25 protein-coding genes and 1 pseudogene are annotated in these 23,268 nt (G+C 73.7%); 16 read left to right on the plus strand and 10 right to left on the minus strand.

What is annotated here, in order from left to right:
* Positions 1–43: 43 nt before the first annotated feature.
* The 7 genes from AB0950_RS06855 to AB0950_RS06885 are packed head-to-tail and all read left to right on the plus strand — an operon-like array spanning position 44 to position 3,763.
* Positions 44–307 carry a gas vesicle protein GvpG gene (locus AB0950_RS06855; RefSeq protein WP_360155668.1) on the plus strand — a complete coding sequence of 88 codons (264 nt, stop codon included), beginning with the start codon at positions 44–46 and terminating at the stop codon, positions 305–307.
* Positions 304–966: a DNA primase gene (locus tag AB0950_RS06860; RefSeq protein WP_360155671.1), complete on the plus strand. Its 663-nt coding sequence runs from the start codon at positions 304–306 to the stop codon at positions 964–966. Before AB0950_RS06855 ends, AB0950_RS06860 begins: the two co-directional genes overlap by 4 nt.
* Positions 963–2,165: an SRPBCC family protein gene (locus AB0950_RS06865; RefSeq protein WP_360573324.1), complete on the plus strand. Its 1,203-nt coding sequence runs from the start codon at positions 963–965 to the stop codon at positions 2,163–2,165. Before AB0950_RS06860 ends, AB0950_RS06865 begins: the two co-directional genes overlap by 4 nt.
* Positions 2,162–2,512: a gas vesicle protein gene (locus tag AB0950_RS06870; protein WP_360155676.1), complete on the plus strand. Its 351-nt coding sequence runs from the start codon at positions 2,162–2,164 to the stop codon at positions 2,510–2,512. The genes AB0950_RS06865 and AB0950_RS06870 overlap by 4 nt, the downstream gene beginning before the upstream one ends.
* Positions 2,509–3,279 (plus strand): GvpL/GvpF family gas vesicle protein, encoded by a 771-nt coding sequence (locus AB0950_RS06875; RefSeq protein ID WP_360155678.1) that lies wholly within the window; start codon positions 2,509–2,511, stop codon positions 3,277–3,279. The genes AB0950_RS06870 and AB0950_RS06875 overlap by 4 nt, the downstream gene beginning before the upstream one ends.
* Entirely contained in the window at positions 3,276–3,485 is a 210-nt protein-coding gene (locus AB0950_RS06880) for a gas vesicle protein (protein ID WP_360155681.1), read from the plus strand. Before AB0950_RS06875 ends, AB0950_RS06880 begins: the two co-directional genes overlap by 4 nt.
* Positions 3,482–3,763: a gas vesicle protein K gene (locus AB0950_RS06885; protein ID WP_360155684.1), complete on the plus strand. Its 282-nt coding sequence runs from the start codon at positions 3,482–3,484 to the stop codon at positions 3,761–3,763. Before AB0950_RS06880 ends, AB0950_RS06885 begins: the two co-directional genes overlap by 4 nt.
* A gap of 15 nt (positions 3,764–3,778) precedes the next feature.
* On the opposite strand, the gene AB0950_RS06890 is transcribed toward AB0950_RS06885, so the two are convergent.
* From AB0950_RS06890 to AB0950_RS06900, 3 genes are all read right to left on the minus strand, one after another.
* On the minus strand, positions 3,779–3,949 hold the full coding sequence (locus tag AB0950_RS06890; RefSeq protein ID WP_360155687.1) for a hydrophobic protein: 171 nt from the start codon (positions 3,947–3,949) through the stop codon (positions 3,779–3,781).
* A gap of 75 nt (positions 3,950–4,024) precedes the next feature.
* Positions 4,025–4,846 carry a class I SAM-dependent methyltransferase gene (locus tag AB0950_RS06895; protein WP_360573322.1) on the minus strand — a complete coding sequence of 274 codons (822 nt, stop codon included), beginning with the start codon at positions 4,844–4,846 and terminating at the stop codon, positions 4,025–4,027.
* 122 nt (positions 4,847–4,968) lie between these two features.
* On the minus strand, positions 4,969–6,462 hold the full coding sequence (locus AB0950_RS06900) for a phosphatase PAP2 family protein (RefSeq protein ID WP_360155693.1): 1,494 nt from the start codon (positions 6,460–6,462) through the stop codon (positions 4,969–4,971).
* Between the two features lie 103 nt (positions 6,463–6,565).
* On the opposite strand from AB0950_RS06900, the gene AB0950_RS06905 reads away from it, so the two are divergent.
* Complete coding sequence (locus tag AB0950_RS06905) at positions 6,566–7,222, plus strand: histidine phosphatase family protein (protein WP_360155696.1); 657 nt, start codon at positions 6,566–6,568, stop codon at positions 7,220–7,222.
* 104 nt (positions 7,223–7,326) lie between these two features.
* Positions 7,327–8,946 (plus strand): ATP-binding cassette domain-containing protein, encoded by a 1,620-nt coding sequence (locus AB0950_RS06910; protein ID WP_360155699.1) that lies wholly within the window; start codon positions 7,327–7,329, stop codon positions 8,944–8,946.
* A gap of 66 nt (positions 8,947–9,012) precedes the next feature.
* Here the strand turns inward: AB0950_RS06910 and AB0950_RS06915 are convergent, their stop codons facing one another.
* Entirely contained in the window at positions 9,013–10,125 is a 1,113-nt protein-coding gene (locus AB0950_RS06915; protein ID WP_360155702.1) for a Vms1/Ankzf1 family peptidyl-tRNA hydrolase, read from the minus strand.
* 78 nt (positions 10,126–10,203) lie between these two features.
* Here AB0950_RS06915 and AB0950_RS06920 point away from each other — a divergent pair.
* Positions 10,204–10,480: pseudogene (locus AB0950_RS06920) on the plus strand (DUF6158 family protein); the annotation flags it as partial.
* Between the two features lie 94 nt (positions 10,481–10,574).
* Here the strand turns inward: AB0950_RS06920 and AB0950_RS06925 are convergent.
* The 4 genes from AB0950_RS06925 to AB0950_RS06940 are packed head-to-tail and all read right to left on the minus strand — an operon-like array spanning position 10,575 to position 13,921.
* Positions 10,575–11,117: a type 1 glutamine amidotransferase domain-containing protein gene (locus tag AB0950_RS06925; RefSeq protein WP_360155705.1), complete on the minus strand. Its 543-nt coding sequence runs from the start codon at positions 11,115–11,117 to the stop codon at positions 10,575–10,577.
* Positions 11,072–11,734 (minus strand): diguanylate cyclase, encoded by a 663-nt coding sequence (locus tag AB0950_RS06930; protein ID WP_360155708.1) that lies wholly within the window; start codon positions 11,732–11,734, stop codon positions 11,072–11,074. The genes AB0950_RS06925 and AB0950_RS06930 overlap by 46 nt, the downstream gene beginning before the upstream one ends.
* Complete coding sequence (locus tag AB0950_RS06935; RefSeq protein WP_360155711.1) at positions 11,731–12,108, minus strand: DUF2795 domain-containing protein; 378 nt, start codon at positions 12,106–12,108, stop codon at positions 11,731–11,733. Before AB0950_RS06935 ends, AB0950_RS06930 begins: the two co-directional genes overlap by 4 nt.
* Positions 12,109–12,124: 16 nt before the next feature.
* Positions 12,125–13,921 (minus strand): thiamine pyrophosphate-requiring protein, encoded by a 1,797-nt coding sequence (locus tag AB0950_RS06940; protein ID WP_360155714.1) that lies wholly within the window; start codon positions 13,919–13,921, stop codon positions 12,125–12,127.
* Positions 13,922–14,341: 420 nt separating this feature from the next.
* On the opposite strand from AB0950_RS06940, the gene AB0950_RS06945 reads away from it, so the two are divergent.
* From AB0950_RS06945 to AB0950_RS06955, 3 genes are all read left to right on the plus strand, one after another.
* Positions 14,342–15,139, plus strand: a complete 798-nt coding sequence (locus AB0950_RS06945; protein ID WP_366777981.1) for a hypothetical protein — start codon at positions 14,342–14,344, stop codon at positions 15,137–15,139.
* A gap of 231 nt (positions 15,140–15,370) precedes the next feature.
* Positions 15,371–16,627, plus strand: a complete 1,257-nt coding sequence (locus AB0950_RS06950) for an aminotransferase class I/II-fold pyridoxal phosphate-dependent enzyme (RefSeq protein WP_360155720.1) — start codon at positions 15,371–15,373, stop codon at positions 16,625–16,627.
* Complete coding sequence (locus tag AB0950_RS06955; protein ID WP_366777982.1) at positions 16,609–17,829, plus strand: MBL fold metallo-hydrolase; 1,221 nt, start codon at positions 16,609–16,611, stop codon at positions 17,827–17,829. Before AB0950_RS06950 ends, AB0950_RS06955 begins: the two co-directional genes overlap by 19 nt.
* Positions 17,830–17,837: 8 nt before the next feature.
* Here the strand turns inward: AB0950_RS06955 and AB0950_RS06960 are convergent, their stop codons facing one another.
* A complete protein-coding gene (locus tag AB0950_RS06960; RefSeq protein WP_366777983.1) occupies positions 17,838–18,449 on the minus strand; it encodes a VTT domain-containing protein in 612 nt (203 codons plus the stop codon).
* Complete coding sequence (locus tag AB0950_RS06965) at positions 18,446–19,219, minus strand: MBL fold metallo-hydrolase (protein ID WP_366778173.1); 774 nt, start codon at positions 19,217–19,219, stop codon at positions 18,446–18,448. The genes AB0950_RS06960 and AB0950_RS06965 overlap by 4 nt, the downstream gene beginning before the upstream one ends.
* Before the next feature lie 84 nt (positions 19,220–19,303).
* Between AB0950_RS06965 and AB0950_RS06970 the strand changes: the two genes are divergently transcribed.
* The 3 genes from AB0950_RS06970 to AB0950_RS06980 all read left to right on the plus strand — a co-directional run bounded on the left by AB0950_RS06970 (position 19,304) and on the right by AB0950_RS06980 (position 22,772).
* Complete coding sequence (locus tag AB0950_RS06970) at positions 19,304–19,741, plus strand: hypothetical protein (RefSeq protein WP_330336916.1); 438 nt, start codon at positions 19,304–19,306, stop codon at positions 19,739–19,741.
* 163 nt (positions 19,742–19,904) lie between these two features.
* Positions 19,905–22,178 (plus strand): phage holin family protein, encoded by a 2,274-nt coding sequence (locus tag AB0950_RS06975; protein ID WP_366777984.1) that lies wholly within the window; start codon positions 19,905–19,907, stop codon positions 22,176–22,178.
* Between the two features lie 168 nt (positions 22,179–22,346).
* Complete coding sequence (locus AB0950_RS06980) at positions 22,347–22,772, plus strand: OsmC family protein (protein ID WP_360155733.1); 426 nt, start codon at positions 22,347–22,349, stop codon at positions 22,770–22,772.
* Positions 22,773–23,268 lie beyond the last annotated feature (496 nt).

Below are 23,268 nucleotides of genomic sequence, written 5' to 3' on the forward strand. Positions count from 1 at the left end.
CGGGCCCGGGCCCGCATGGACCCGGACGGAAGGGAGGAACACCGTGGGACTGATCAGCGAGGTCCTGCTGCTGCCGTTCGCACCGGTGCGGGGCAGCGCGTGGGCGATCAGGCAGGTGCTCCGTGAGGCGGAACGGATCTACTACGACCCCGCCACCGTACGGGCCGAGCTGGCTCGCCTCGAAGAACAGCTGGAGGCGGGCGAGATCACCGAGGAGGAGTTCGACCGGCGCGAGGACGAACTGCTCGACCGGCTGGAGATCGCCCTGCACTCCGCCGACACCACTGGCGACGGGACGACACGATGAACCGTACGGCACTGGGTCTCGCCCTGGGGGCGGGATACCTCCTGGGGCGTACCAGGAAACTGAAGATGGCCATGGCGGTCGGCTCCGTCGTGGCCGGCAAGAAGCTGAACCTGACCCCGCGGGGCGTGGCACAACTGGTCAACCAGCAACTGCGCGACAACCCGCAGTTCAAGGAGATCGGCGACCAGCTGCGCCAGGACCTGCAGGGCGTCGGCAAGGCCGCGTCCGGGGCCCTGGTCGAGCGCCAGATGACCGCGCTCGCCGACCGGCTGCACAGCCGCACCGAGCAGGTGCGGGGCCAGGCCTCCGGGGCCGGCTCCGAGGACGAGGAGCAGGAGACGGGCGGGGACGAGGACCGCGGGGAGAGCCGCGAGGACTCCGCCGACCGTGAGCGCGACACGGGCGAGCGCGGGGACGACGCGGACGAAGGCGGCGAGGACGAGCAGCGTCGTGAGCGCCCCGCCAAGAAGGCCCCGTCGAAGAACGCGTCCGGCCGCAAGGACGGGGAGCGCGGCTCCGCGGCCCGCAAGCCGGCCGCCAAGAAGACGGCCAAGAAGACCGGTGCGGCCCGCAAGACGGCCGCGAAGCAGACGGCAGGGGCCGGCGGCGCCGCTCGCGGCGGCCGTTCCCGGTCGGCGAAGGGCGGTGACGACCGATGACCCAAGCCCTCGGATCGGCCACCGGCGCGGCCGGGCGGGCCACCGGTGCGGCCGGCAAGGCCACCGGCGCCGTGACGGACAAGGCCAACCCGCTCACGGACCTCGCCCACAGCGAGGCCGCCGACCGCCTGAAGGCGGAGGCGCAGGAATACCTGGGCGCACAGGCCCAGCGCATGCTGGCCGGCCTCGGCCGCAAGCTCGGCGAGACCACCGGCAAGCTCAACGACATCGCCGAGGGCAAGAGCCCGGGCTTCGCCAAGCTGGCCCTCGACGGCGGGCGCAAGCTCGCCGAGGGCAAGGGCCCGCTGCGTTCGGCACTGGAACTCGGGGCATCGCGCGCCAAGGACAACGTGATGGACGCGGTCAAGGGCCTCGGGGGCGGCAAGGGGAAGAAGAAGGGCGCCGGCAAGAAGCCGACCGTCATCATGGAGTCCGTCGACGTGGGCGTGCCGGTGCGCACGGCCTACGACCAGTGGACCCAGTTCCAGGACTTCAGCAACTTCGCCAAGGGCGTCAAGAACGCGAACCGCGCCGACGACACCCACTCCGACTGGCAGGCGAAGATCTTCCTCTCCAGCCGCAGCTGGAAGGCCACCACCACCGAGCAGGTCCCGGACCAGCGCATCGAGTGGACCTCGGAGGGGGCCAAGGGCAGCACCAAGGGCGTGGTCACCTTCCACCCGCTCGGGGAGAACCTCACCCGCGTCCTGCTGGTCATCGAGTACTACCCGAGCGGCCTCTTCGAGAAGACGGGCAACATCTGGCGCGCCCAGGGCCGCCGGACCCGGCTGGACCTGAAGCATTTCGCCCGCTTCGTCACCATGAAGGGCGAGGTCGACGAGGGCTGGCGCGGCGAGATCCGCGACAGCGAGGTCGTCCGCAGCCACGAGGACGCCGTGGCCGAGGAAGAGGAACAGCAGGCCGAGGACTCCGAGCAGCCCGCCGGCGAGGAAGAAGAGGGCGAAGAGGGCGAAGAGACCGAGGACACCGGCTACGAGGGCGAGGACGAGGACCAGGGCGCGTACGAGGACGAATACGAGGACGAGGACGAGGAGGAAGGCGGCGAGGAGGGCGCCGAGGAGGAGTCCGACGAGTCCGGTGAGTACGCGGACGAGGCCGGGGAGCCCTCTGAGGACGAGGAGGAAGAGGACTACGAGGAGGAAGAGCCCGAGTACGCCGAGCGCGGGAGCCGTCGATGACGACACCGAGCCGGGCGGCGCCGGGCCGGTTCCCCGAGCCCTATGGGCAGGGCTCGGGGGCCAATCTCGCCGACATCCTCGAACGGGTGCTCGACAAGGGCATCGTCATCGCGGGCGACATCCGGATCAACCTGCTCGACATCGAACTCCTCACCATCAAGCTGCGGCTGATCGTCGCTTCGGTGGACAAGGCCAAGGAGATGGGTATCGACTGGTGGGAGAGCGACCCGGCGCTCTCCTCCGGGGCCCGTCGCGACGAGCTGACCCGGGAGAACGCCGAGCTGAGAGAGCGGCTGGCGCGGCTGGAGGAGCTGGAGCGGGGCCGCACGCCGAAGGAGGCACCATGACCGGGCTGCGCTACGTCTACGCCGTCTGCCGCCCCTTCGAGACCCCCCTGCAGTCCCAGCTCACCGGCGTCGCAGGTGCGCCTCCGGCGCTGCTGCACCACCATGGGCTGGTCGCGGTGCTCAGCCAGGTCCCGGAGGCCGACTTCGGCGAGGAGGCCCTCAAGGCCCACCTGGAGGATCTGGACTGGCTGTCCGCCACCGCCCGCGCGCACCAGGGGGTGATCGACGCGCTCACCACGGTCACCACACCGCTGCCGCTCCGGCTCGGGACCGTGTTCCGGGACTGCAGCGGGGTGCGCACCATGATCGAGACCCGTGAGGACGACTTCCGGCGCACACTGGACCGGCTGGAGGGCCGGGTGGAGTGGGGGGTCAAGCTGTACGTGGAGACCGAGGCCGCCGAGCCGGCCGAGCCCGCCCCCGAGGCCGCCGCGCGGCCGGCGAGCGGCCGGGACTATCTGCGCCGGCGCCGCGAGAGCACCCGGGCGCAGGAGGACCGGTGGCAGCGGGCCGAGGCCTTCGCCCACTCGCTGCACGAACGCCTCTCCCGGCACGCCGAGGACTCCCGGCTGCACGCCCCGCAGAATTCCGCGCTGGCCACGCAGCCCGGCCGGAACATCCTCAACGCCGCCTATCTGGTGCCCCGTAAGGAGTGCGAGGAATTCGTGGAACTGGTGGACCGCACCAAGGACGAGGAACCCGGAATCCGGGTGGAACTCACCGGTCCCTGGGCCGCTTATTCGTTCGTGGGGGAGGCGGCGCCGTGACCGTCGTCGAACGGCGCGAGATCGCACTCGTCGACCTTCTGGACCGGCTGCTCGCGGGGGGCGTCGTCATCACCGGCGACATCACCCTGCGGATCGCGGACGTCGACCTGGTCCGGATCGATCTGAACGCGCTGATCAGCTCGGTGAACGCATCCGTCCCCTCGCCCTTCGAGCTCCCCGCCGGCCGCCACGAGGAGGGCATGTGACCCCGCGCAACCGGCTCGACCTGGACCCCGAGTCCGTCGAGCGCGAACTGGTGAAACTGGTGCTCACGGTGGTGGAACTGCTGCGGCAGCTGATGGAACGCCAGGCCCTGCGCCGCGTCGACACCGGTGAGCTGACCGAGGACCAGGAGGAGCGGATCGGGCTCACCCTGATGCTCCTGGCCGAGCGCATGGCGGAACTGCGCGAGCGTTACGGACTGCGGCCCGAGGACCTGAATCTGGACCTCGGGCCGCTCGGACCGCTGCTTCCCCGCGACTAACTCACGGCCGCTCACTCACCACCGATACCAGCGGCCCCTGCCGCCCGCCGCGGTGGTGCTGCGGACCAGGAAGCCCAGCAGCCAGATCACCAGCACTGCCAGGGCGACCCACCAGAGAACCTTTACAGCGAATCCGACGCCGAAAAGAATGAGCGCCAGAAGCAGTACCAGAAGAATGGGAACCATAGTGTGAACCTCCTGCGATCCGTGTTTCCCGAATTCCGCGGATCAGGCTTCCTTCCGGCGCACTGTTTCCCAGGATCAGACGGCTTTACGGCACAGAATCTCCCCGTGCAGCACCGCGAACCAGGCGTCCTCCCGCCGGCCCCACTCCCGCCAGGCCTCGGACACGGCCGCCAGCTGTTCGGCGGTGGCGTGCCCGCCCCCGACGGCCCGTCCGGCGTAGGCCGAGGCCAGGGTGCGGTCCGCCCACAGGCCGCTCCACCAGGCCCGCTCCTCGGGCGTGGCGAAGGTCCAGGTGCTGGAGGTGGCGGTGACGTCCGTCAGCCCGGCGGCCAGCGCCCACGCCTTCAGCCGGCGCCCGGCGTCCGGCTCGCCGCCGTTGCCGCGGGCCACCCGCTCGTACAGGTCCAGCCAGGCGTCCAGGCCCGGCAGCGCGGGGTACCAGGTCATCGCCGCGTAGTCCCCGTCGCGTACCGCGATGAAGCCGCCGGGCTTCGTCACGCGGTGCATCTCGCGCAGCGCCTGCACCGGGTCGCCGACGTGCTGCAGCACCTGGTGGGCGTGGACCACGCAGAAGGTGTCGTCCGGGTAGTCCAGGGCGTGCACGTCGGCGACCGCGAAGTCCACGTTCGTCAGGCCCCGCCCGGCGGCGGTGGCCCGGGCCCGCTCCAGGACGTCCGGCGCGTGGTCGACCCCGGTGACATGGCCGTCCGGGACCCGTTCCGCCAGGTCGGCCGTGATGGTGCCGGGGCCGCACCCGATGTCCAGGATCCTCATGTGGGGCTTGAGGACGCCCAGCAGATAGGCCGCGGAGTTCTCCGCGGTCCGCCAGACGTGCGACCGCAGCACCGACTCGTGGTGCCCGTGCGTGTAGACGGCGGTCTCCTGCGCTTTCGGCATGGCTGGTCCCCTTCACCCTCGTCACCGCTGGTACGCCCAACGGTACGCGCGCATGCCGAATAATGAGACTGGCGTTTTGCATGCTGGACTGACGTCTCGTCAGCCAATGTCCTGACGCTACGTCAGGACATGGTGGTGAGCGGGCGGTAGACGGTCAGCGCCTCCGGCAGCTTCTCCACGGTGACCTCGCCCGACACGGCCGTCACCTCGCCGTCGTACGCCAGCGGGGTGCCCGGTGCGAGACCGGTCAGCCGCAGCCGTTTCACCTGCACCGCCGCGTGCCCGGCGGAACCGGTCAGCGGGCCCGCCGCGGCCGCCGCCAGCAGCCGCAGCGCGGGCCGCCGGCCGCCGTGCACCACCCGCACGTCCAGCAGCCCGTCCGCGAGATCGGTACGGCGGCCGGGCGCGAGACCCATCCGGTGGTAGACGCCGTTGCCCACGAACAGCAGCCACAGCGGCCGCCGTTCACCGTCCAGCTCCACCTCGAGCGGATGCCGGTCCGCGCGCAGCACCCGCAGCGCGGCCAGCAGCCCGGCCGGCCAGCCGCCGATCCGGCGCGACCAGCGGGTGCGCACCCGCACCAGCTCCGGGTAGACGCCCAGGCTCAGCGTGTTCAGGCACACGCCCTCGCCGTCGCCGGTGGCATACCGGACCGCGTCCACCCGCACCGCCTCGCCGTGCCGGACCGCACGGGCCAGGTCGCGCTCGTCCTCCACACCCAGGTCGAGGGCGAAGTGGTTGAGGGTGCCGCCGGGCAGCACCGCGAGCGGCAGGCCGTGCCGCAGCGCGATCCGCGCGGCCGCGTTCACCGTGCCGTCGCCCCCGCACACGCCCAGCACCCGCGCCCGGGCCGCCGCCTTCGCCAGCGCGTCGCCGACGTCGTCCGGCGCGCACTCCACGATCTCCGACCGCGGCAGCGCGTCACCGAGCGCGCGCACCCGGTCCGCCGTCCCCGAGGCCCGGTTGACGACCATCACCAGACCCTCGCCCTCCGGCAGCGCGGGCACCTCGGCCCGCGACCGGACCCCGTGCCGCACCGGCGCACGGGTCGGCACCAGCCGCCGTACCAGGAAGGCCGCGCCCGCGCCGAGGGCCGCCCCCGCCAGCACGTCGCTCGGGAAGTGCACCCCCGTGTACACCCGGGAGGCCGCCACCGAGAACGCCACCGGCGCCACCGCCGCCCCCCACGCCGGGGACTCCAGGGCCACCCCGGTCGCGAACGCCGCCGCCGACGCCGCGTGCCCCGACGGGAAGGACGTGGTGATCGGCTGCCGCTTCAGCTGCCGCACCAGCGGTACCGGGTCCAGCACCGGCCGCGCCCGGCGCACCGAGCGCTTGCCGGCCGTGTTGATGGCCAGCGAGGCCACGCCGAGCGAGGCCAGGCCGCGGACGGCGGCACGGCGGGCCCGCGGGGTGCGGATCGCGGCCATCGCCGCCGCCGTCGCGAACCACAACACCCCGTGGTTCGCCCCCCGGCTCAGGCGGGGCAGCACCCGTTCGGCGCCGGGCCAGTGCCAGGCGGCCGCCGCCTCGAACAGCCGGCCGTCCAGCTCCAGCAGCCGGCACAGCGGGCTGCGGTTCGTCATGCGCGCGGTCAGGTCCACATCTGGGCTCATGGGGTGCGGTTACCCTGAAGTGCCCGTTCCTTGTGCCTGCCCGCGCCGGGCCCGTGCCCGGCCCTGCCGGGCGACCGACCGGCGCCGTAAGGAGTCCCCGCGCATGCGCCTGCTCCTCGTCCGCCACGGCGAGACCCCGTCCAACATCGGCCACCTGCTGGACACCACCGTGCCGGGACCGGCGCTGACGCCGCTCGGCGAGGCGCAGGCCGCCGCCCTGCCGAAGGCGCTCGCCGGCGAGGACATCGAGGCCCTGTACGCCTCCACCCTGCTGCGCGCCCGGCTCACCGCCGCCCCGCTGGCCGCCGAGCGGGGCCTGGAGGTGATCGTCCGCGACGGCATCCGCGAGGTGTCCGCCGGCGACCTGGAGATGCTGCCCGGCGAGTCGCCCGAAGGCCGGATCTACATGCGCACGATCTTCGCGTGGGCGGCCGGCGACACCGCGGCGCGCATCCCCGGCGGGGAGAGCGGCGAGGAGGCCCTGGCCCGGTACGACGCCGTGATGGCCGAGGCCGCGGCGAGCGGCGCCCGCACCGTCGCGATGGTCAGCCACGGCGCCGCGATCCGCATGTGGACCGCCGCCCGCGCCGCCAACGTCGACGTCGCCTTCGCCGCCGCCCACCCGCTGAGCAACACCGGCGTCGTCGTCCTGGACGGCTCTCCCTGTGACGGCTGGAAGGCCCTGTCCTGGGAGGGCGCCACCGTCCAGCCCGCCGGAGAGGCGGGGCCGACGGGGGAGCCGGTGGACACGGCGGGGTAGTGCGGGGGAGCCGGTGGAAGGGCGGGGCAGCGCGGGAGGGCTCCCGCCGGGCCGACCGATAAGCGTTTGCCCGGCACCCGTGCCGCCCCGGAGAATCCCTGCCCATGGGACATCTGGAAGCCGCGCACCTCGAGTACCACCTCCCCGACGGGAGGACCCTGCTCGGGGATGTGTCCTTCCGGGTGGGAGAAGGCTCCACCGTCGCACTGGTGGGGCCGAACGGCGCGGGGAAGACGACCCTGCTGCGGCTGCTCTCCGGTGAGCTGAAACCGCACGCCGGCACCGTCACCGTCAGCGGCGGCCTCGGCGTCATGCGTCAGTTCGTGGGCTCCGTACGGGACGAGACGACCGTACGTGACCTGCTCGTGTCCGTCGCCCCGCCCCGCATCCGCCAGGCGGCGAAGGCCGTCGACCAGGCCGAGCACGCCATCATGACCGTCGACGACGAGGCCGCCCAGCTGGCGTACGCGCAGGCCCTCGCCGACTGGGCCGAGGCGCGCGGCTACGAGGCCGAGACCCTGTGGGACATGTGCACCACGGCCGCGCTCGGCGTGCCGTACGACAAGGCCCAGTGGCGCCAGGTGCGCACGCTCTCCGGCGGCGAGCAGAAACGCCTCGTGCTGGAGGCGCTGCTGCGCGGCACCGACGAGGTGCTGCTGCTCGACGAGCCGGACAACTACCTCGACGTACCCGGCAAGCGGTGGCTGGAGGAGCAGCTCGGACAGACCCGCAAGACCGTCCTGTTCGTCTCCCACGACCGCGAGCTCCTCGCCCGCGCCGCCGAGAGGATCGTCTCCGTGGAGCCCGGCCCGGCCGGCGCCGACGCCTGGGTGCACGGCGGCGGCTTCGCCACCTACCACCAGGCCCGCCGGGAACGCTTCGCCCGCTTCGAGGAGTTGCGCCGCCGCTGGGACGAGAAGCACGCCCAGCTGAAGAAGCTGGTCCTGAACCTGCGGCAGGCCGCCGCCGTCAGCCACGAGATGGCCTCCCGGTACGCCGCCGCCCAGACCCGGCTGCGCAAGTTCGAGGAGGCCGGCCCGCCGCCGGAGCCGCCCCGCGAGCAGGACATCACCATGCGCCTGAAGGGCGGCCGCACCGGCGTACGGGCCGTCACCTGCGAGGGACTCGAACTGACCGGCCTGATGCGCCCCTTCGACCTGGAGGTCTTCTACGGCGAACGGGTCGCGGTCCTCGGCTCCAACGGCTCCGGCAAGTCCCACTTCCTGCGGCTGCTGGCCGGCGAGGACGTCGCGCACACGGGCCGGTGGAAGCTGGGCGCACGCGTCGTACCGGGCCACTTCGCGCAGACCCACGCGCACCCCGAACTGCACGGCCGCACCCTGCTCGACATCCTGTGGAAGGAGCACGCCCAGGACCGCGGCGCCGCCATGTCACGGCTGCGCCGCTACGAGCTGACCGGGCAGGCCGAGCAGACCTTCGACCGGCTCTCCGGCGGCCAGCAGGCCCGGTTCCAGATCCTGCTGCTGGAACTGGCCGGCGCGACGGCGCTGCTGCTGGACGAGCCGACCGACAACCTCGACCTGGAGTCCGCCGAGGCCCTGCAGGAGGGCCTCGAGGCCTTCGAGGGCACGGTGGTCGCGGTCACCCACGACCGCTGGTTCGCCCGCTCCTTCGACCGCTACCTCGTTTTCGGCGCCGACGGGCGTGTGCGTGAGACGCCGGAACCGGTCTGGGACGAGCGCAGGGTCGACCGGGCACGCTGACCCCACCAGGGCCGGGGCCGGTGCGACCGCGCTCCGTCCCGTCCGGTTCACCGGGGCGGACGTAGATCACTTCCAGCGCAGCAGTGCCGCCAGGCCGCCCGCGAGTTCGTCGCCGGTGTCCTCCCCTGCCGGGGTCAGCGACAGGACCGGTGCGTCCGTCACCACCGCGGCGCGGACCAGGGCGTCGTCGGCGCGGGCCTGCCACGCCTTGCGCTCGCCGATGGCCTTCAGCTCCTCCCGGCGGGCCGCCAGCTGGTCGGGGTCCTCACCGATCCACACCTCGCGGCGCGTGTCGGGCGCGTCCGGGCGGATCAGCAGCTCGGCCAGCCGGTGCTCGCGCGCCGCCTCGATCAGCCGCGGCAGCCCGTCCACGGCCGCGGCCCGCTGCTCCTCGTCCGGCGTCCGCGCCGCCCGGAACCGCTCCACCTCGGCCAGGACCCGCTGCCGTACGTGCTCGGCGCGAATCTCCTCCACCTCCTGCGGCAGCAGGTTGCTGTCCTTGCCGCGCGAGGTCTCCATCACGCGGTCCTGCAGCGCCTTCGGCAGCTGCTCGTGCACCGACCTGCGCTCGCGGTCGTCCCCGCACAGGATCAGCAGGTCGGCGCCGGTCTCCTCCTGGCACGAGGCCAGCGCCTTGGCGACTTCGCCCGCGTTGTGCTCCCAGGTGTCCTCCACCTTCAGCTGGAAGTGCCGCTCGGACCAGTCCGAGGCCTTCGACCGGTGCATCGGCCACTGCCGGCCCGTCACCTGCCCGGCCTCCTCGTGCAGCAGCGCGCTGCGCAGCTCGATGCGGGCCCCGGTCCGGTCGATGTAGGCCACCAGCGACAGCGGGTCCTCGCCGGCCAGGTCCAGCAGGGGTGTCACCCGCGGCAGGGGGCCCCAGTACGCCTCGGCGTCCTGCGGGCCCCGCGTCAGCGGCACCTCCAGGACCACCTCGCCGTCCCGGGCGAACACCGCCCGGCCGTACGGCTCCGGCGAGCGCTGCAGCGCCTCCAGGGCGTCGTGCACCGCCCGGCACGTGGGCTCGTCCGCACCCTGCCGGGCCAGCTCCCGGGTGACCGCTTCCGCGTTCAGATGACGCCGTTGCTGCTGGTCCTCCGTGTGCAAGGAGGTGTCGACGTATGCGGAGGCCCAGGACCCCGGATGTTCGTACAGTGGATTCAGGAACGCCAGCTCCATGGATTCCTCCCGGAAACCGCTCGGGGGCAGTGCCTTGCCTGCCGGGCGGGTACCCGGACCGGGACCCACGGACACGGACACGACGAGCGGGGTACCAATGACCGGAGTCGACCCCAGCCGGCTGGACGACCAGCAGCTCATGAAGGAGCTGGAGACGATCCACCGCACGCGCCACGACACCCTCCTGTACGGCTCGAACGACGCGCTGCGGACCCACAACGAGCGCATGGCGCAGCTGGAGGGCGAGTATCTGCGCCGCAACCCGCGCCGCCTGGTGAGCGCGGCCCGCACCCGGGAGGGCGCCCGGGACCGGCGGTGCGGCGAGGAGGCGACTCCGGAGGCCTCCGGCACCTGAGGCGCAACCAGGACGACCTGCGCATGAAGAAGGGGCCGGCCCGTGCGAGCCGGCCCCTTCTCCTCCAGATACGGCCTCTTCCAGATACGGCGGTTCAGCCGGGATCCCCGGCGAACACGTGCACGAACGCGTCGCAGAACGCCTTCAGATCGTCCGGCTTGCGGCTCGTCACCAGAACGTTGGGGCCGTGGTCGCAGATCTTCACCTGCTCGTCCACCCAGGTGCCGCCCGCGTTGCGGATGTCCGTCCGCAGGCTCGGCCACGAGGTCAGCACCCGGCCCCGTACGACGTCCGCCTCCACCAGCGTCCACGGCGCGTGACAGATCGCCGCGACCGGACGGCCGCCCTCGAAGAACTCCTTCACGAACGCCACGGCCTTGTCGTCCATGCGCAGGAAGTCCGGATTGGCCACCCCGCCGGGCAGCACCAGAGCGCCGAACGACGAGGCCGAGGCCTCGCCCACCACCTCGTCCACCGGGAACGTGTCCCCCTTGTCGAGATGGTCGAAGGCCTGGATCTCCCCTGGCTTCGTCGACACCAGCACCGGCTCGTGCCCGGCGTCCGAGGCCGCCTTCCACGGCTCGGTCAGCTCTACCTGCTCGACACCCTCCGGTGCCGCCAAAAACGCGATACGCATGACTTCCGATCTCCCTTCCGTTCCCGTGCGGCCCGCCGGCACCGCAGCAGCTCCTCGCCGTACGGCAGCACCACGCACAGGCCGACCGCCAGGCCGATGCCCGCCAGATAGCCCGGTGACAGCGGACGCCGGCGCGGCAGCAGCCGCCAGGCGTCCGGATCGCCCTCACCGCCGCGCACCAGCGAGCGCACCTGGTCGGCGTGCAGGCACATCAGCGAGGCGAGCGCACCGAACGGCAGCGACTCCAGAAAGCTGTGGATGTGCTGCTCGGCCGGCCTGACCTCCCGGTCGCTGTCGACGGCCGTCCGCACGTCCCACAACGCCGTCGCCTCGTGCACCAGCGCACCCGCCAGCAGCAGGCTCAGCAGCCGGGGATTGACCCGGTAACGCAGGGTCAGCATGATCGGCACCCCGACCTCGGCCATCATCAGCGCGTGGATGACGGACTCCTTCGTCCCCACCGTCTCCTCGATGCGGGTGCGCCGGTGCATCGCCCAGTCGGCGAGCCCCGGCGCGAACCAGCCGGGCAGCAGCCCGTACAGCAGGAACCTGGTGGTCGCCACGTCGGCGTCGACAGCGGCGCCCTGTGCGATCTCGGCCGCCTGGCCCCGCCTCATGCGCCCCCCACCAGCGCCTCGGCGAGCTGCTGGACGTTCTCGTACCGCGCCGACTGCGGCAGCCGGGCCACCGCGTCGACCAGCGTGCCGGGCGCGTTCTGCCGGCGGAGCATCCGGGCCACGTCCCGCGCGGTCGCCGGGAAGGATCCCCGACTCAGGGTCCGCGCCAGCTCGGAGCGCACCCGCTCCAGCGACGCCGGCGCGCCCAGGCCGCCCACGGGTCCGCTCCACACCTCGGGGTCGTCGTCCGCGGCCGGTTCGGGGTCGTGCCACTCCTCGACCCGGGTCGGATGCCCGGACCTGAGCAGTCCCTTCAGCTCGTGCTTCATCTCGTCGTCCCGGTGGACGTTGAGCCGGTCACTGCCTCGCTGCATGTCTTCCTCCAGGGCGTTAGCTCTTGTCCTTGCCGGGCAGGAACTCCTGCACCTTCGCCTTCAGCCCCTGTTTGATCATCGACTTGCGTTCGGCGTCGCCCTTCAGGATCGACGAGGCCGTCGCCTCCATCTGCTCCCAGGTGGCGTGCGGCGGGATCGGCGGCACGGAGGGGTCGGTGAGGAACTCGATCACGCACGGCCCGTCGGCCTCCAGCGCCGCGCGCCAGCCCGCCTCCACGCCCTCCGGCTTCTCCACCCGGATGCCGGTGAGACCGAGCGAACGGGCGAACGCCGCGTACTGCACGTCCGGGATCTCCTGCGACGGCAGGAACGACGGCGCGCCCTCCATCGCCCGCATCTCCCACGTCACCTGGTTCAGGTCCTGGTTGTTCCAGACCGCCACCACCAGCCGCGGATCCGACCAGCGGTCCTTGTACTTCGCCGCCGTGATCATCTCCGCCAGGCCGTTCATCTGCATCGCCCCGTCGCCGACCAGCGCGAACACCGGCCGGTCCGGATGCGCGAACTTCGCGCCGATCGCGTACGGCACACCGGGCCCCATCGTCGCCAGCGTGCCCGACAGCGAACCGCGCATGCCCGGCCGCATCGTGATGTGCCGCGCGTACCAGTTGGCGACCGACCCGGAGTCGGACGTCAGGATCGCGTTGTCCGGCAGCAGCGGATCCAGCGCCCGCGCCACGTACTCGGGGTTGATGGGGTCGGCGGACAGATGGGCCCGCCGCTCCATCGTCTCGTGCCAGCGCTTGACGTTCGCGCACACCGTGTCGTGCCACTCGCGCCCGCCCCGGTCGCTCTTCAGCATCGGGATCAGCCGCCGCAGCGTCGCCTTCGCGTCGCCGACCAGGTTCACCTCGTACGGGAAACGCATGCCGATCATGTGCGGGTCGATGTCGATCTGCACCCCGCGCGCCTTGCCGAAGTCCGGCATGAACTGGGTGTACGGGAACGACGACCCGATCGTCAGCAGGGTGTCGCAGTCCCGCATCAGCTCGTACGACGGCCGGCTGCCCAGCAGCCCGATCGGCCCGGTGACGTACGGCAGTTCGTCGCTCAGCACATCCTTGCCGAGCAGCGCCTTCGCGACGCCCGCGCCGAGCAGTTCGGCGATCTCCTGCACCTCGGCGACCGCGCCGGACGCACCCTGGCCGACCAGGATCGCCACCTTGTCGCCCTCGTTGAGCACGTCCGCCGCCCGGCGCAGCGCCTCGTCCGACGGGGTCATGGTGTACTCGCTCATGCCCATGCTGGAGGGCACCATCTTGAACTCGTGGGTGGGCGGCGAGTAGTCCAGCTCCTGCACGTCGGCGGGGATGATGAGCGCGGTGGGGCAGCGCCGGGCGTAGGCGGTGCGGATCGCCCGGTCCAGCACGTTCGGCAGCTGCTCGGGCACCGTCACCGTCTCCACGAAGTCCGAGGCGACGTCCTTGTACAGGGTGTGCAGGTCGACTTCCTGCTGGTAGGAGCCGCCCATCGCGGTCCGGTTGGTCTGGCCGACGATCGCCAGCACCGGCACATGGTCGAGCTTGGCGTCGTACAGGCCGTTGAGCAGATGGATGGCGCCCGGTCCCGAGGTCGCCGCGCACACCCCGATACGGCCGCTGAACTTCGCGTACCCGACGGCCTCGAACGCGGACATCTCCTCGTGCCGCGACTGGATGAACCGCGGCCGGTCCTCGGCGCGGCCCCATGCGGCGAGCAGCCCGTTGATGCCGTCGCCCGGATACCCGAAGACCTGTTCCACGCCCCAGGCGCGCAAGCGCTCCAGGATGTGGTCGGAGACCTTGGTGCTCATGAAAGGGACCTCCCCGGTGGGGTGCGAGCGGACGATCCGGTCAGCACACACCGAGTCACCTGCACGGGAGACGGAAAACCTCCCCGAAGGGGTGCAGCCGGGGGCAGCGGGGTGTGCCGGTGGGGTAAGGCGAGGTCGGCGGTGGGGACTCCGGGCCGAAACCGGCGGGCTGTGTGTGTCACCCGGCTGGGCGTCCCCGTCCCGCGAATGGGGTCCGGCCGCGCGCGCCCCGCCGCCGCGCGGGCTGTGATGGCAGCGAGGGCACGCCCGTGCCCCGTACCCGCGACGCCTGCCCGGCAGTGCCCGCGCACCGCCGTCCCCGTCCCACCGGCGGTGGTGCCCGACGTGCCGCCGTACCGGCGTCCGGCGTACCGCCCGCCCACCACCATCGACCGCCGTGCCTGCCGAGGAGCCCTTCCCATGCGCCGCCGCACCGCCCGTGCCCTGTCCGCCGCCTTCGCCGCCGGTGCCGTGCTCGCCGTGGCGGGGCCCGCCGCAGCCGCCGACATCGATCCCGGCGCCCCGCCCGCGGCGCAGACCGCCGTCCCGGAGGGCGCCCCCGGCGCGTGCACCGCACCGCAGCAGTGCGCGTCCGCCGGCGGTCCGGCCGCGTTCCCCGACGCCGCCGCACCGAGCTACGACCCCGCCCTCCCGAGCCGTGGTGAGGGCGCCCCGAGCCTCCAAGGGGTCACGCCCACCCGCGAGGGCTGGACGCCGGGTGCCGCTCCGAGCGGCGGTTATGGCGTCACCCAGCCCGCTCAGCCCGCTCAGCCCGCTCAGCCCGCTCAGCCCGCTCAGCCCGCTCAGCCCGCTCAGCCCCCTCAGGCCGCTCAGCCCCCTCAGGTCGCTCCGTCCTCTCCGGGGCTCGCACCCAGCCGAGACGCCTACCCCCCGTCCCAGCAGGGCATCACCCCCAGCCACGACGGCGTCGCACCGACGCGTGACGGCTTCACCCCGGGCCACGACGGCGTCGGCGCCTGCCGGCCGGGGGAGCAGTGCGCCGACCGGTCGCCGTGCCGTGAGCCCGGCCGGTGCGACGGCGACGCCGAGCCGCCCACCGTGCAGCACGGGGTCGAGGCCGGTACCGGCGGCAGCTTCACCGACTCGGTCCCGGCCCTCGCCGCCGGCGCCACGCTGATCGCCGCGGCCTGCGGCGGGGCCGGCTACCGGCTGTACGGCCGCTGGCGCGCCGCCGTGGGCCGGTCAGCGCACGTGTGACCCGGACAACGCCAGTCACCCCCTTGGAGTGCCGCCCGGCGGGTACACACCCTCCCGAGGGCACCAGCAGGCCCATCACACCGACCGGCTGCACAGCCCACCACCGACGCCGAGGAGCCCCAGAACCCCATCCACCCCCCTGTCGCACACAGCAGCACACCAGGACACAGCCCGGCCCGGCCGCCCGGCCCCGGCCGGCGCACACGGCACCAGGACCGCGCGGAGGCGGACATGCGGCGGACGGACCCCGAGGGCCACGGCCCCGTCCGCTACGGCCCGCCCCTCCCCGGCGACGGCCTCCCGGTCCTGCCCGAACTCACCGCCGTACTCGCCGCGGCCGCGAGCCGCACCGACGCCCAGCCGGTCGGCGGCGCCCCCGCTCTCCTCGAAGCGGCCTGCGGCTACTGGACCCGGCGCGGACTGCCCACCGTCCCCGACCAGGTGGCCGCGGGACCCGGCGCCCCCGCGCTGCTGCTGGCCCTCACCGCCGCGCTCGCCTCGGACGGCGGCGACGTCCTCGTACCGCGCCCCTGCGCCGCCTGGTGGGCGCCGTACGCCCGGGTCCTCGGCCGGCCCGCCTACCACGTGCCCACCCCCGCCGAGAGCGGCGGCGCCCCCGACCCCTACGCCCTGCTGGAGACCGTCCGCCGGGTCCGCGCGGAGGGCGGCGACCCCCGGCTGCTCGTGCTGTCCGTCGCCGACGACCCCACCGCCACCGTGGCCCCGCCCGAACTGCTCCACGAGACCGTCGAGGCCGCCACGGACGAAGGCCTGCACCTGGTCAGCGACGAGACCTGGCGCGACACCCTGCACCATCCCCATGACACCGTCCTGCTCAGCCCCGCCGAGATGGCGCCCGACCGGGTCACCGTCGTCACCGACCTCGCCGGCTCCCTGCTCCCGCCCGGCTGGCCCGCCGCCGTGGCCCGCTTCCCGGCCGCCGAGCCCGGACGGCACCTCCACGCGCGCGTGCTCGACATCCTCACCGCCCTCGGCGCCCGCATCGCCGCACCCGTCGCCGCCGCGGCCGGCTACGCCCTCGACGAACCCCCGCCCGTCACCGAGCGCCGCGAGGCCGCCGTACGCCTGCACGCGCGCGTGGCCGCCGCCGCGCACGCCGCCGTCGTCGCCGCCGGGGCGCTCGCCCGCCCGCCGCAGGCCGGCCGCCATCTGTACGCCGACCTCGGGCCCTGGCGCGAACCCCTCGCCGGGCACGGCATCGGCGACGCCCAGGAACTGGAGGAGCTCCTCACCGCCCGCCTCGGCATGCCCGCGCCCGGCGGCCACCGCTTCGGCGACGACCTCGGGGCGCTGCGCGTACGCCTCGCCACGGGCCCCCTGCTGGGAAGCACGGACGACGAACGCATGGAATGCCTCACCTCACCCGCGCCGTTGGAACTGCCACACGTGCAACGCGCGTTGATCTCCTTGACGTCGGTCCTCGACGATCTCCGCGACGACGCTCAGCGATGGGAGCCTCCTCGATGACGCAGCAGACGCATGAGCCCGAGACGCACGAGCCCGCACCGGCCCCGACGACCCCCACCAGCACCACGACTTCTGCGCCCCCCACGACTGCGGCGAGCGAGCCCACTCCGGTGAGCGCCACGACCACTGCCACCGCCACCGCGACAGCCGCACCGGCCGCGACGACCGCGACCGCCGCGCCCAGCCGCGGCGCCATCGCCCAGGAGCCGCTGGCGCCCCCTTTCCCCCCGCTGGCCGAGCCCCGCCCGCTCGGCGAACACCGCGTCTGGCCGCGCACCTTCCACGACCGGCTCACCGCCCCCCTGCCCGGTCTCAAGGCCCTCGCCCGCTTCGCCCGCGAGGGCGCCGTACGCCCCGGCGCGGCGGGCCTGGCCGACATCCCCCGGCTCCCGTGCGCACCCGCCCCGCTGCCCCGCGTCGACGCCCGCACCCTCGCCGTCACCTGGGCCGGACACGCCAGCTGGGTCGTGCGGATCGGCGGCCTCACCGTCCTCACCGACCCGGTCTGGTCCCGCCGCATCCTCGGCACCCCGGCCCGCATCACCCCCGTGGGCGTGCCCTGGTCCTCCCTGCCCCGCATCGACGCCGTCGTCATCAGCCACAACCACTACGACCACCTCGACGCGCCCACCCTGCGTCAACTCCCGCGCGACACCCCGGTGTTCGTGCCGGCCGGCCTCGGCCGCTGGTTCCGCCGCCGCCGCTTCACCTGCGTCACCGAGCTGGACTGGTGGGAGGGCGCCGAACTGTCCGGCGTCCGCTTCGACTTCGTGCCCGCCCACCACTGGTCCAAGCGCACCCTCACCGACACCTGCCACAGCCTGTGGGGCGGCTGGGTCCTCACCGACGCCGACGGACAGCGCCTCTACTTCGCGGGCGACACCGGCTACGGCCACTGGTTCTCCCGGATCGGCCGCCGCTATCCCGGCATCGACGTCGCCCTCATGCCCATCGGCGCCTACGACCCCCGCTGGTGGCTCAGCGACGTCCACTGCGACCCTGAGGAGGCCGTCCAGGCCACCCTCGACCTCGGCGCCCGCCGCATGGCCCCCATGCACTGGGGCACCTTCATCCTCTCGGCGGAACCCGTCCTGGAACCGCTCACCAGGGTCCGGGCCGCTTGGGAGAAGGCGGGGCTGGAGCGGGAGGACCTGTGGGACCTGCCGGTCGGTGCGTCACGGGTGCTGGAGGCGTCGGGCTGAGGCGCCTGCTACCGAAACCGCCGCACCACACCCGGCATCGCGCTGACCAGAACGGTCAGCGCCACCGCCACCACGACCCCCTCCCACGGCTCCCTGAACAACGACCCGCCCAGCACCCCGATGACCTGATACGTGGCCGCCCAGGCCAGACACGCGGGCAGGTTGCCGCGCGAAAACCTCCTGAGCGGCCAATCCGCCATCAGGCAGGCCAGCATGACCGGTATACGGCCGGCCGGCACCAGCCGGGACAGCACGAGCACCGCGACCCCGTGCTCGGCCAGCTTCCCCCGCGCCTGCGCGAGCCGTTCCTCCGGCGCCCGGGACCGTATCGCCTCCAGCCACCGCGAGCCGTTGCGGGACCGCATGCCGCGCCGCCCCAGCCAGTACAGCGCCGCATCCCCCAGGAACGCCGCCAGCGACGCCGTCACGAACACCAGCACCAGCGAAAGGGGCGCCGTCTGATGGAACGCCACCACCGCCGCCGAACTCACCAGCGCGCCGGTCGGCACCACCGGCACCAGCGCGCCGATCAGCACCAGCAGGAACAGCGACGGATAGCCCACCGCCTGCCGCGTGGACTCGGTCGTCGCCGCTCTCGACGCTTCGGCGAGCCAGGTCACCGCGCGACCTCCAGCCGCACGCTCTGACCGTGCCCCAGCTTGTGCACCGCCACCCCGGGCGCCGCCATCGCCGCCAGCCGCACGAACTCGTCGCCCGGCGCATGGAACTCGTGCGGCCGTACCGCGTCCATCCCGATCGGCCAGTACGTCCCGTAGTGCACCGGCACCGCCGCCCGCGGCGCCAGCCGCGCCAGCGCCCGCGCCGCCCGCCCCGCGTCCAGATGCCCCGCGCCGAGATACGGCCCCCAGCCGCCCACCGGCAGCAACGCCACGTCCACCGGCCCGACCCGCTCCGCCATCGCGTCGAACAGCCCGGTGTCCCCGGCGAAATACGTCCGCGCCTCGCCCTCCATGACGAAGCCGAGCGCGGGGGAGCGGTGCGGGCCCACCGGCAGCCGCCGCCCGTCGTGCAGCGCGGGCACCACCCGCACCAGCAGCTCGCCGATCCGCACCTCGTCCCCGGGCGTCACCTCGGTCAACGGCAGCTGCCGCAGCCGGCGCAGACCCGGCACCGCCCGTGGTGCGCCCCGGGGCACGAGCAGGCGCGTGCCCGGGGCCAGCTCCGCGAGCGAGGGCAGATGCAGATGGTCGGCGTGCAGATGCGAGACCAGCACCACGTCCGCCACCCGGGCCCCGGCCGGCGGCAGGGCGCCCCGGCGCCGCCGCAGATGCGCCAGCCGGCGCGCGAACAGGGGATCGGTGAGCACCCGTATGTTCCCGTCCCGCACCGTGCAGGTGGCGTGACCCCACCAGGTGATCTCCACCGGCACCCTCTTCGCCTCCTTCACGCGACTCCCCGAAGCCTACGGGCAGGAGTAGGGTCGGCGGCGAAACCCGGAGGTGAGGGGGACGCCATGGGACAGACGCGGGGTACGTCCCACACGCCCGCATCCGCGCCGGTGCGGGTCATCGCCATCGCCAGCCTGGCCCCCCTGGAGGAACTGGAGGCCGACCCCTTCCTCGTCGACTCCCGCAGCCAGCACGCCATGTGCGCCCGCTGGGCCGCCGAACGCGGATACGTCATCGCCCGGGAACTCCTCGTCGGCGGACTGCGCTTCGACCACGGCGCCCTGTGGGACGGCGTCCGGCCCGGCGTGGACGTCTTCGTCGCGCCCAGCATGCGCGTGCTGCGACGGGCCCTGTCCTCGGTGGAGGCGTTCACCGCCGAGTGCGCGCGGCGCGGCGTGCGGGTGGAGACCGTCGGGCGGGCAGAGCCGTCGTACGACGCGCAGATGAAGGCCCGGGTGCACCGCCGGCTGTCCATGCCGACGGCCGGCTACGACGGCCGCTGACACCCCGGCCGAACCGTCCGCCCGGCCGCTCACGCCGGGTACGGCCCCGGGTGTGCCGTGTCCGGTATGACAAGGTGGATCCCGGCCAGGTGGGCCGGCGAAGCCGGAGAGGGGCCGTTTCGCCGCAGGGGCGACAAGGGCCGGGACGTGAGGTGGACAAGGCGTGCGAGGGGTGCGGTGGCGGCGGGTCGCCGGTCAGTTCGGACGGAGCATCGCCGTATGGGCGGTGTCCACCCTCACCATGCTGGCACTGGCCGCCGTCCTCCCCGACTTCCGGCTCCAGTCCGCCGACGGCGACAGCGCCACCCGCATCGCCATCACCGCCGGGTGCGGCGCAGGTGCCTTCGGCGTGCTGTCGGCCGTGGTCTGGCCGCTGCTGGTCAGGCTCCTGCTGCTGGTGCCCGCCCTCGTGCTCGGCCTGCTGGTCTTCTTCCTCAACGGCTCCCTGCTGCTGCTCGCCCTGCGCATCAACCCCTCCGGCCACGGCGAGGCCGCCCCCGAGACCGCCGTCATCGTGGCCGCGGTGATGTCCGCCGTGGCGTCGGCCACCGGCGCCGCCCTCGCCGTACGCGACGACGAGGCCTACCGGCGCCGGCTGCACCGCCTCGCCGCGCGCCGCCGCAGATCCGACCCGCCCTGCCCCAGCACGCCCGGCCTGGTCTTCGTCCAACTCGACGGCGTCGGCCACGACGTGCTCCTGGACGCGGTCCGCAAGGGTCTGATGCCGACGGTCGCCCGCTGGCTGTCGACCGGCGACGGCGTACGGTCCACCGGCGACGGCATACGGTCGACGGGCGACCGGTCCAACGGGGACGGCATACGGCCGACGGGCGAGCTGCGCACCGTCGACGGCATACAGTCGGCGGACGACCTGCCGAACGTCGACGGCATACGGTCCACCGGCGACAGTCCGCCGCCGACCCACCGCCTCACCCCCTGGCGCACCGACTGGTCCAGCCAGACCGGTGCCAGCCAGCTCGGCATCCTGCACGGCAGCACCTTCGACGTCCCGGCGTTCCGCTGGTACGAGAAGGACCGCGGGGAGGTGATGGTGTGCAACCGGCCGACGAGCGCGGCCGAGTTGCAGCGCCGCGCCATCCTGCGCACGGGCAGCGGCGGGCTGCTCACCGTGGACGGCGCCAGCCGCGGCAACCTCTTCAGCGGCGGCGCCGGCGAACAGGCCCTCGTGCTGTCCATCGCCGCCCGCCGCCGGGGCCGGGAGAACCGTTCCCGCGCCGGTTACTTCGCCTACTTCTCCGACCCTGCCAACGCCGTACGCACCGCGCTGTCGTTCGTCGCCGAGGTGGCCCGCGAGATCGGCCAGTCCGTCCGCGCCCGGATCCGCGGACAGCGCCCCCGGGTGAGCCGCGGCGGCCTGTATCCGCTGGTCCGCGCCTTCGCCACCGTCGTCGAACGGGACGTCGTCGTCGCGGCGGTGATGGGCGACATGCTCGCCGGCCGCACCGCCGTCTACGCGGACCTCGTCGCCTACGACGAGGTCGCCCACCACTCCGGTCCCTGCAGCCGGGACGCCGGGAAGGTGCTGCAGCGCCTCGACCGCTGCCTCGCCCTGCTGGAGCGGGTCGCCGAACACGCCCCCCGGCCGTACCGCGTCGTCGTCCTCTCCGACCACGGGCAGAGCCCCGGCGAGACGTTCCGCTCCCGCTACGGCCTCACCCTCGCCGACCTGGTGCGGGCCGGCTGCGGACTGCACGTGCCGCGCCGCGCCGAACGCACGCGCAGCGGCGCCGAGGCACGGGCCGCCGTCCGGGCCGCGCTGCGCCGGCCCGTGGAGGAGAAGGGCGAGCAGCAGCGCCCCGCCCGCCGCTCCGAGCCGATCGTGCTGGCCTCCGGCAACCTGGGCCTGGTCTCCTTCCCGGACGTGCCGCACCGCATGACCAAGGAGGAGATCGACGCCCGCCACCCCGCCCTGCTCACCACCCTCGCCAACCACCCCGGCGTCGGCTTCGTGCTGGTGGCGAGCGAGGAGCACGACGGCGTGGTGCTGGGCCCGCACGGCGCCGAGATCCCGCTCGCCAAGCTCGACGACCAGCCCGGCCCGCTGGCCCGCTTCGGGCCCGGCGCCGCCGACGCGGTCCGCCGCACCCACTCCTTCCCGCACACCGCCGACATCATGGTGAACTCCGCCTTCGACCCCGCCGACGGCGAGGTCCTCGCCTTCGAGGAGCAGATCGGCTTGCACGGCGGTCTCGGCGGCGCCCAGTCGCAGCCGTTCCTGCTCTCACCGCTGGAGCTGTCCGCACCGGCCGCCGGCGAGGCGGAACTGACCGGCGCCGAGCGGGTGCACCGGGTACTGCGCCGCTGGCTGGACGAGCTGAACGGCCACCAGGTGCCGCTGACCGACGACACGGAGGACGGCGACACCGAGCCCGCCGACACCGAGACCCGCGGCACGGAGGACGAGCGGGCCGCCTGAGAACCGGCCGCGCCCGCCCGGCCGGACGCCCCCGAGCCGGCGACGTGCCGCGTTCACCGCGCGTGGGCCCGTCTTCGGAGTGCGACGAGCCCGGATGTGATCGGATAGGGGCACGGAAAACCCCGTTACGGACCTCACGTCACGGGATCCCACGAGAAAGGAACCACCGTGGCCACCACGCGCACCGCGCACACCGTCTGGGAAGGCAACCTGCTCGAGGGCAACGGCGTCGTCACGTTCGACTCCTCCGGCATCGCGCAGCAGCCGGTCACGTGGGCCTCGCGCTCCCAGGACGCGAACGGCAGGACCAGCCCCGAGGAGCTGATCGCCGGCGCCCACTCCAGCTGCTTCTCCATGGCCCTCTCGCACGCCCTGGCCGGCGCCGGCACGCCGCCCACCCGGCTGGAGACCAAGGCCGACGTGACCTTCCAGCCGGGCGAGGGCATTACCGGCATCCACCTCACCGTGCGCGGCGAGGTGCCGGGCCTGGACGCGGACGGCTTCGCCGCCGCCGCCGAGGACGCCAAGAAGAACTGCCCGGTCAGCCAGGCCCTGTCCGGCACGACCATCACGCTGACGGCCGAGCTGGCCTGACGCCCCGTACGACCCCGGATGCCGCGCCCCGCTGCGGGGCGCGGCATCGCCGTTCCGGGAGCGCCGACGACGCACCCACCGGCGGGGGAGACACCGCCCGCAGGGGGCGCACCCAGGCACTGGGCCCGGCAGCTCCCACCCTCGGTCGCTCGCAGCACCCGCCGGTGAAGAAGACACCGCCCCGGGGGGCGCTCCCCGCGCAGCGGCCCGGAGTCTCCCCGTCCTCGGTCGCTCGCAGCACCCGAGAGCGACGAAGACACCGCCCCGGGGGGGAGAGAGAGACCCCGGCGCGGCAGCCGGGGAACTCTCGCCCACGTGCGCTCACAGCACCCGCCGCCGAAGAAGACACCGCCCCGGAGGGATCCCCGCGCGGCAGCCGGGGAACTCTCGCCCACGTGCGCTCACAGCACCCGCCGCCGAAGAAGACACCGCCCCGGAGGGATCCCCGCGCGGCGGCCGGGGAATTCCCGCCCACGTGCGCTCACAGCACCCGCCG

The organism is Streptomyces sp. NPDC007189 (assembly GCF_040703635.1).
GTDB lineage: Bacteria > Actinomycetota > Actinomycetes > Streptomycetales > Streptomycetaceae > Streptomyces.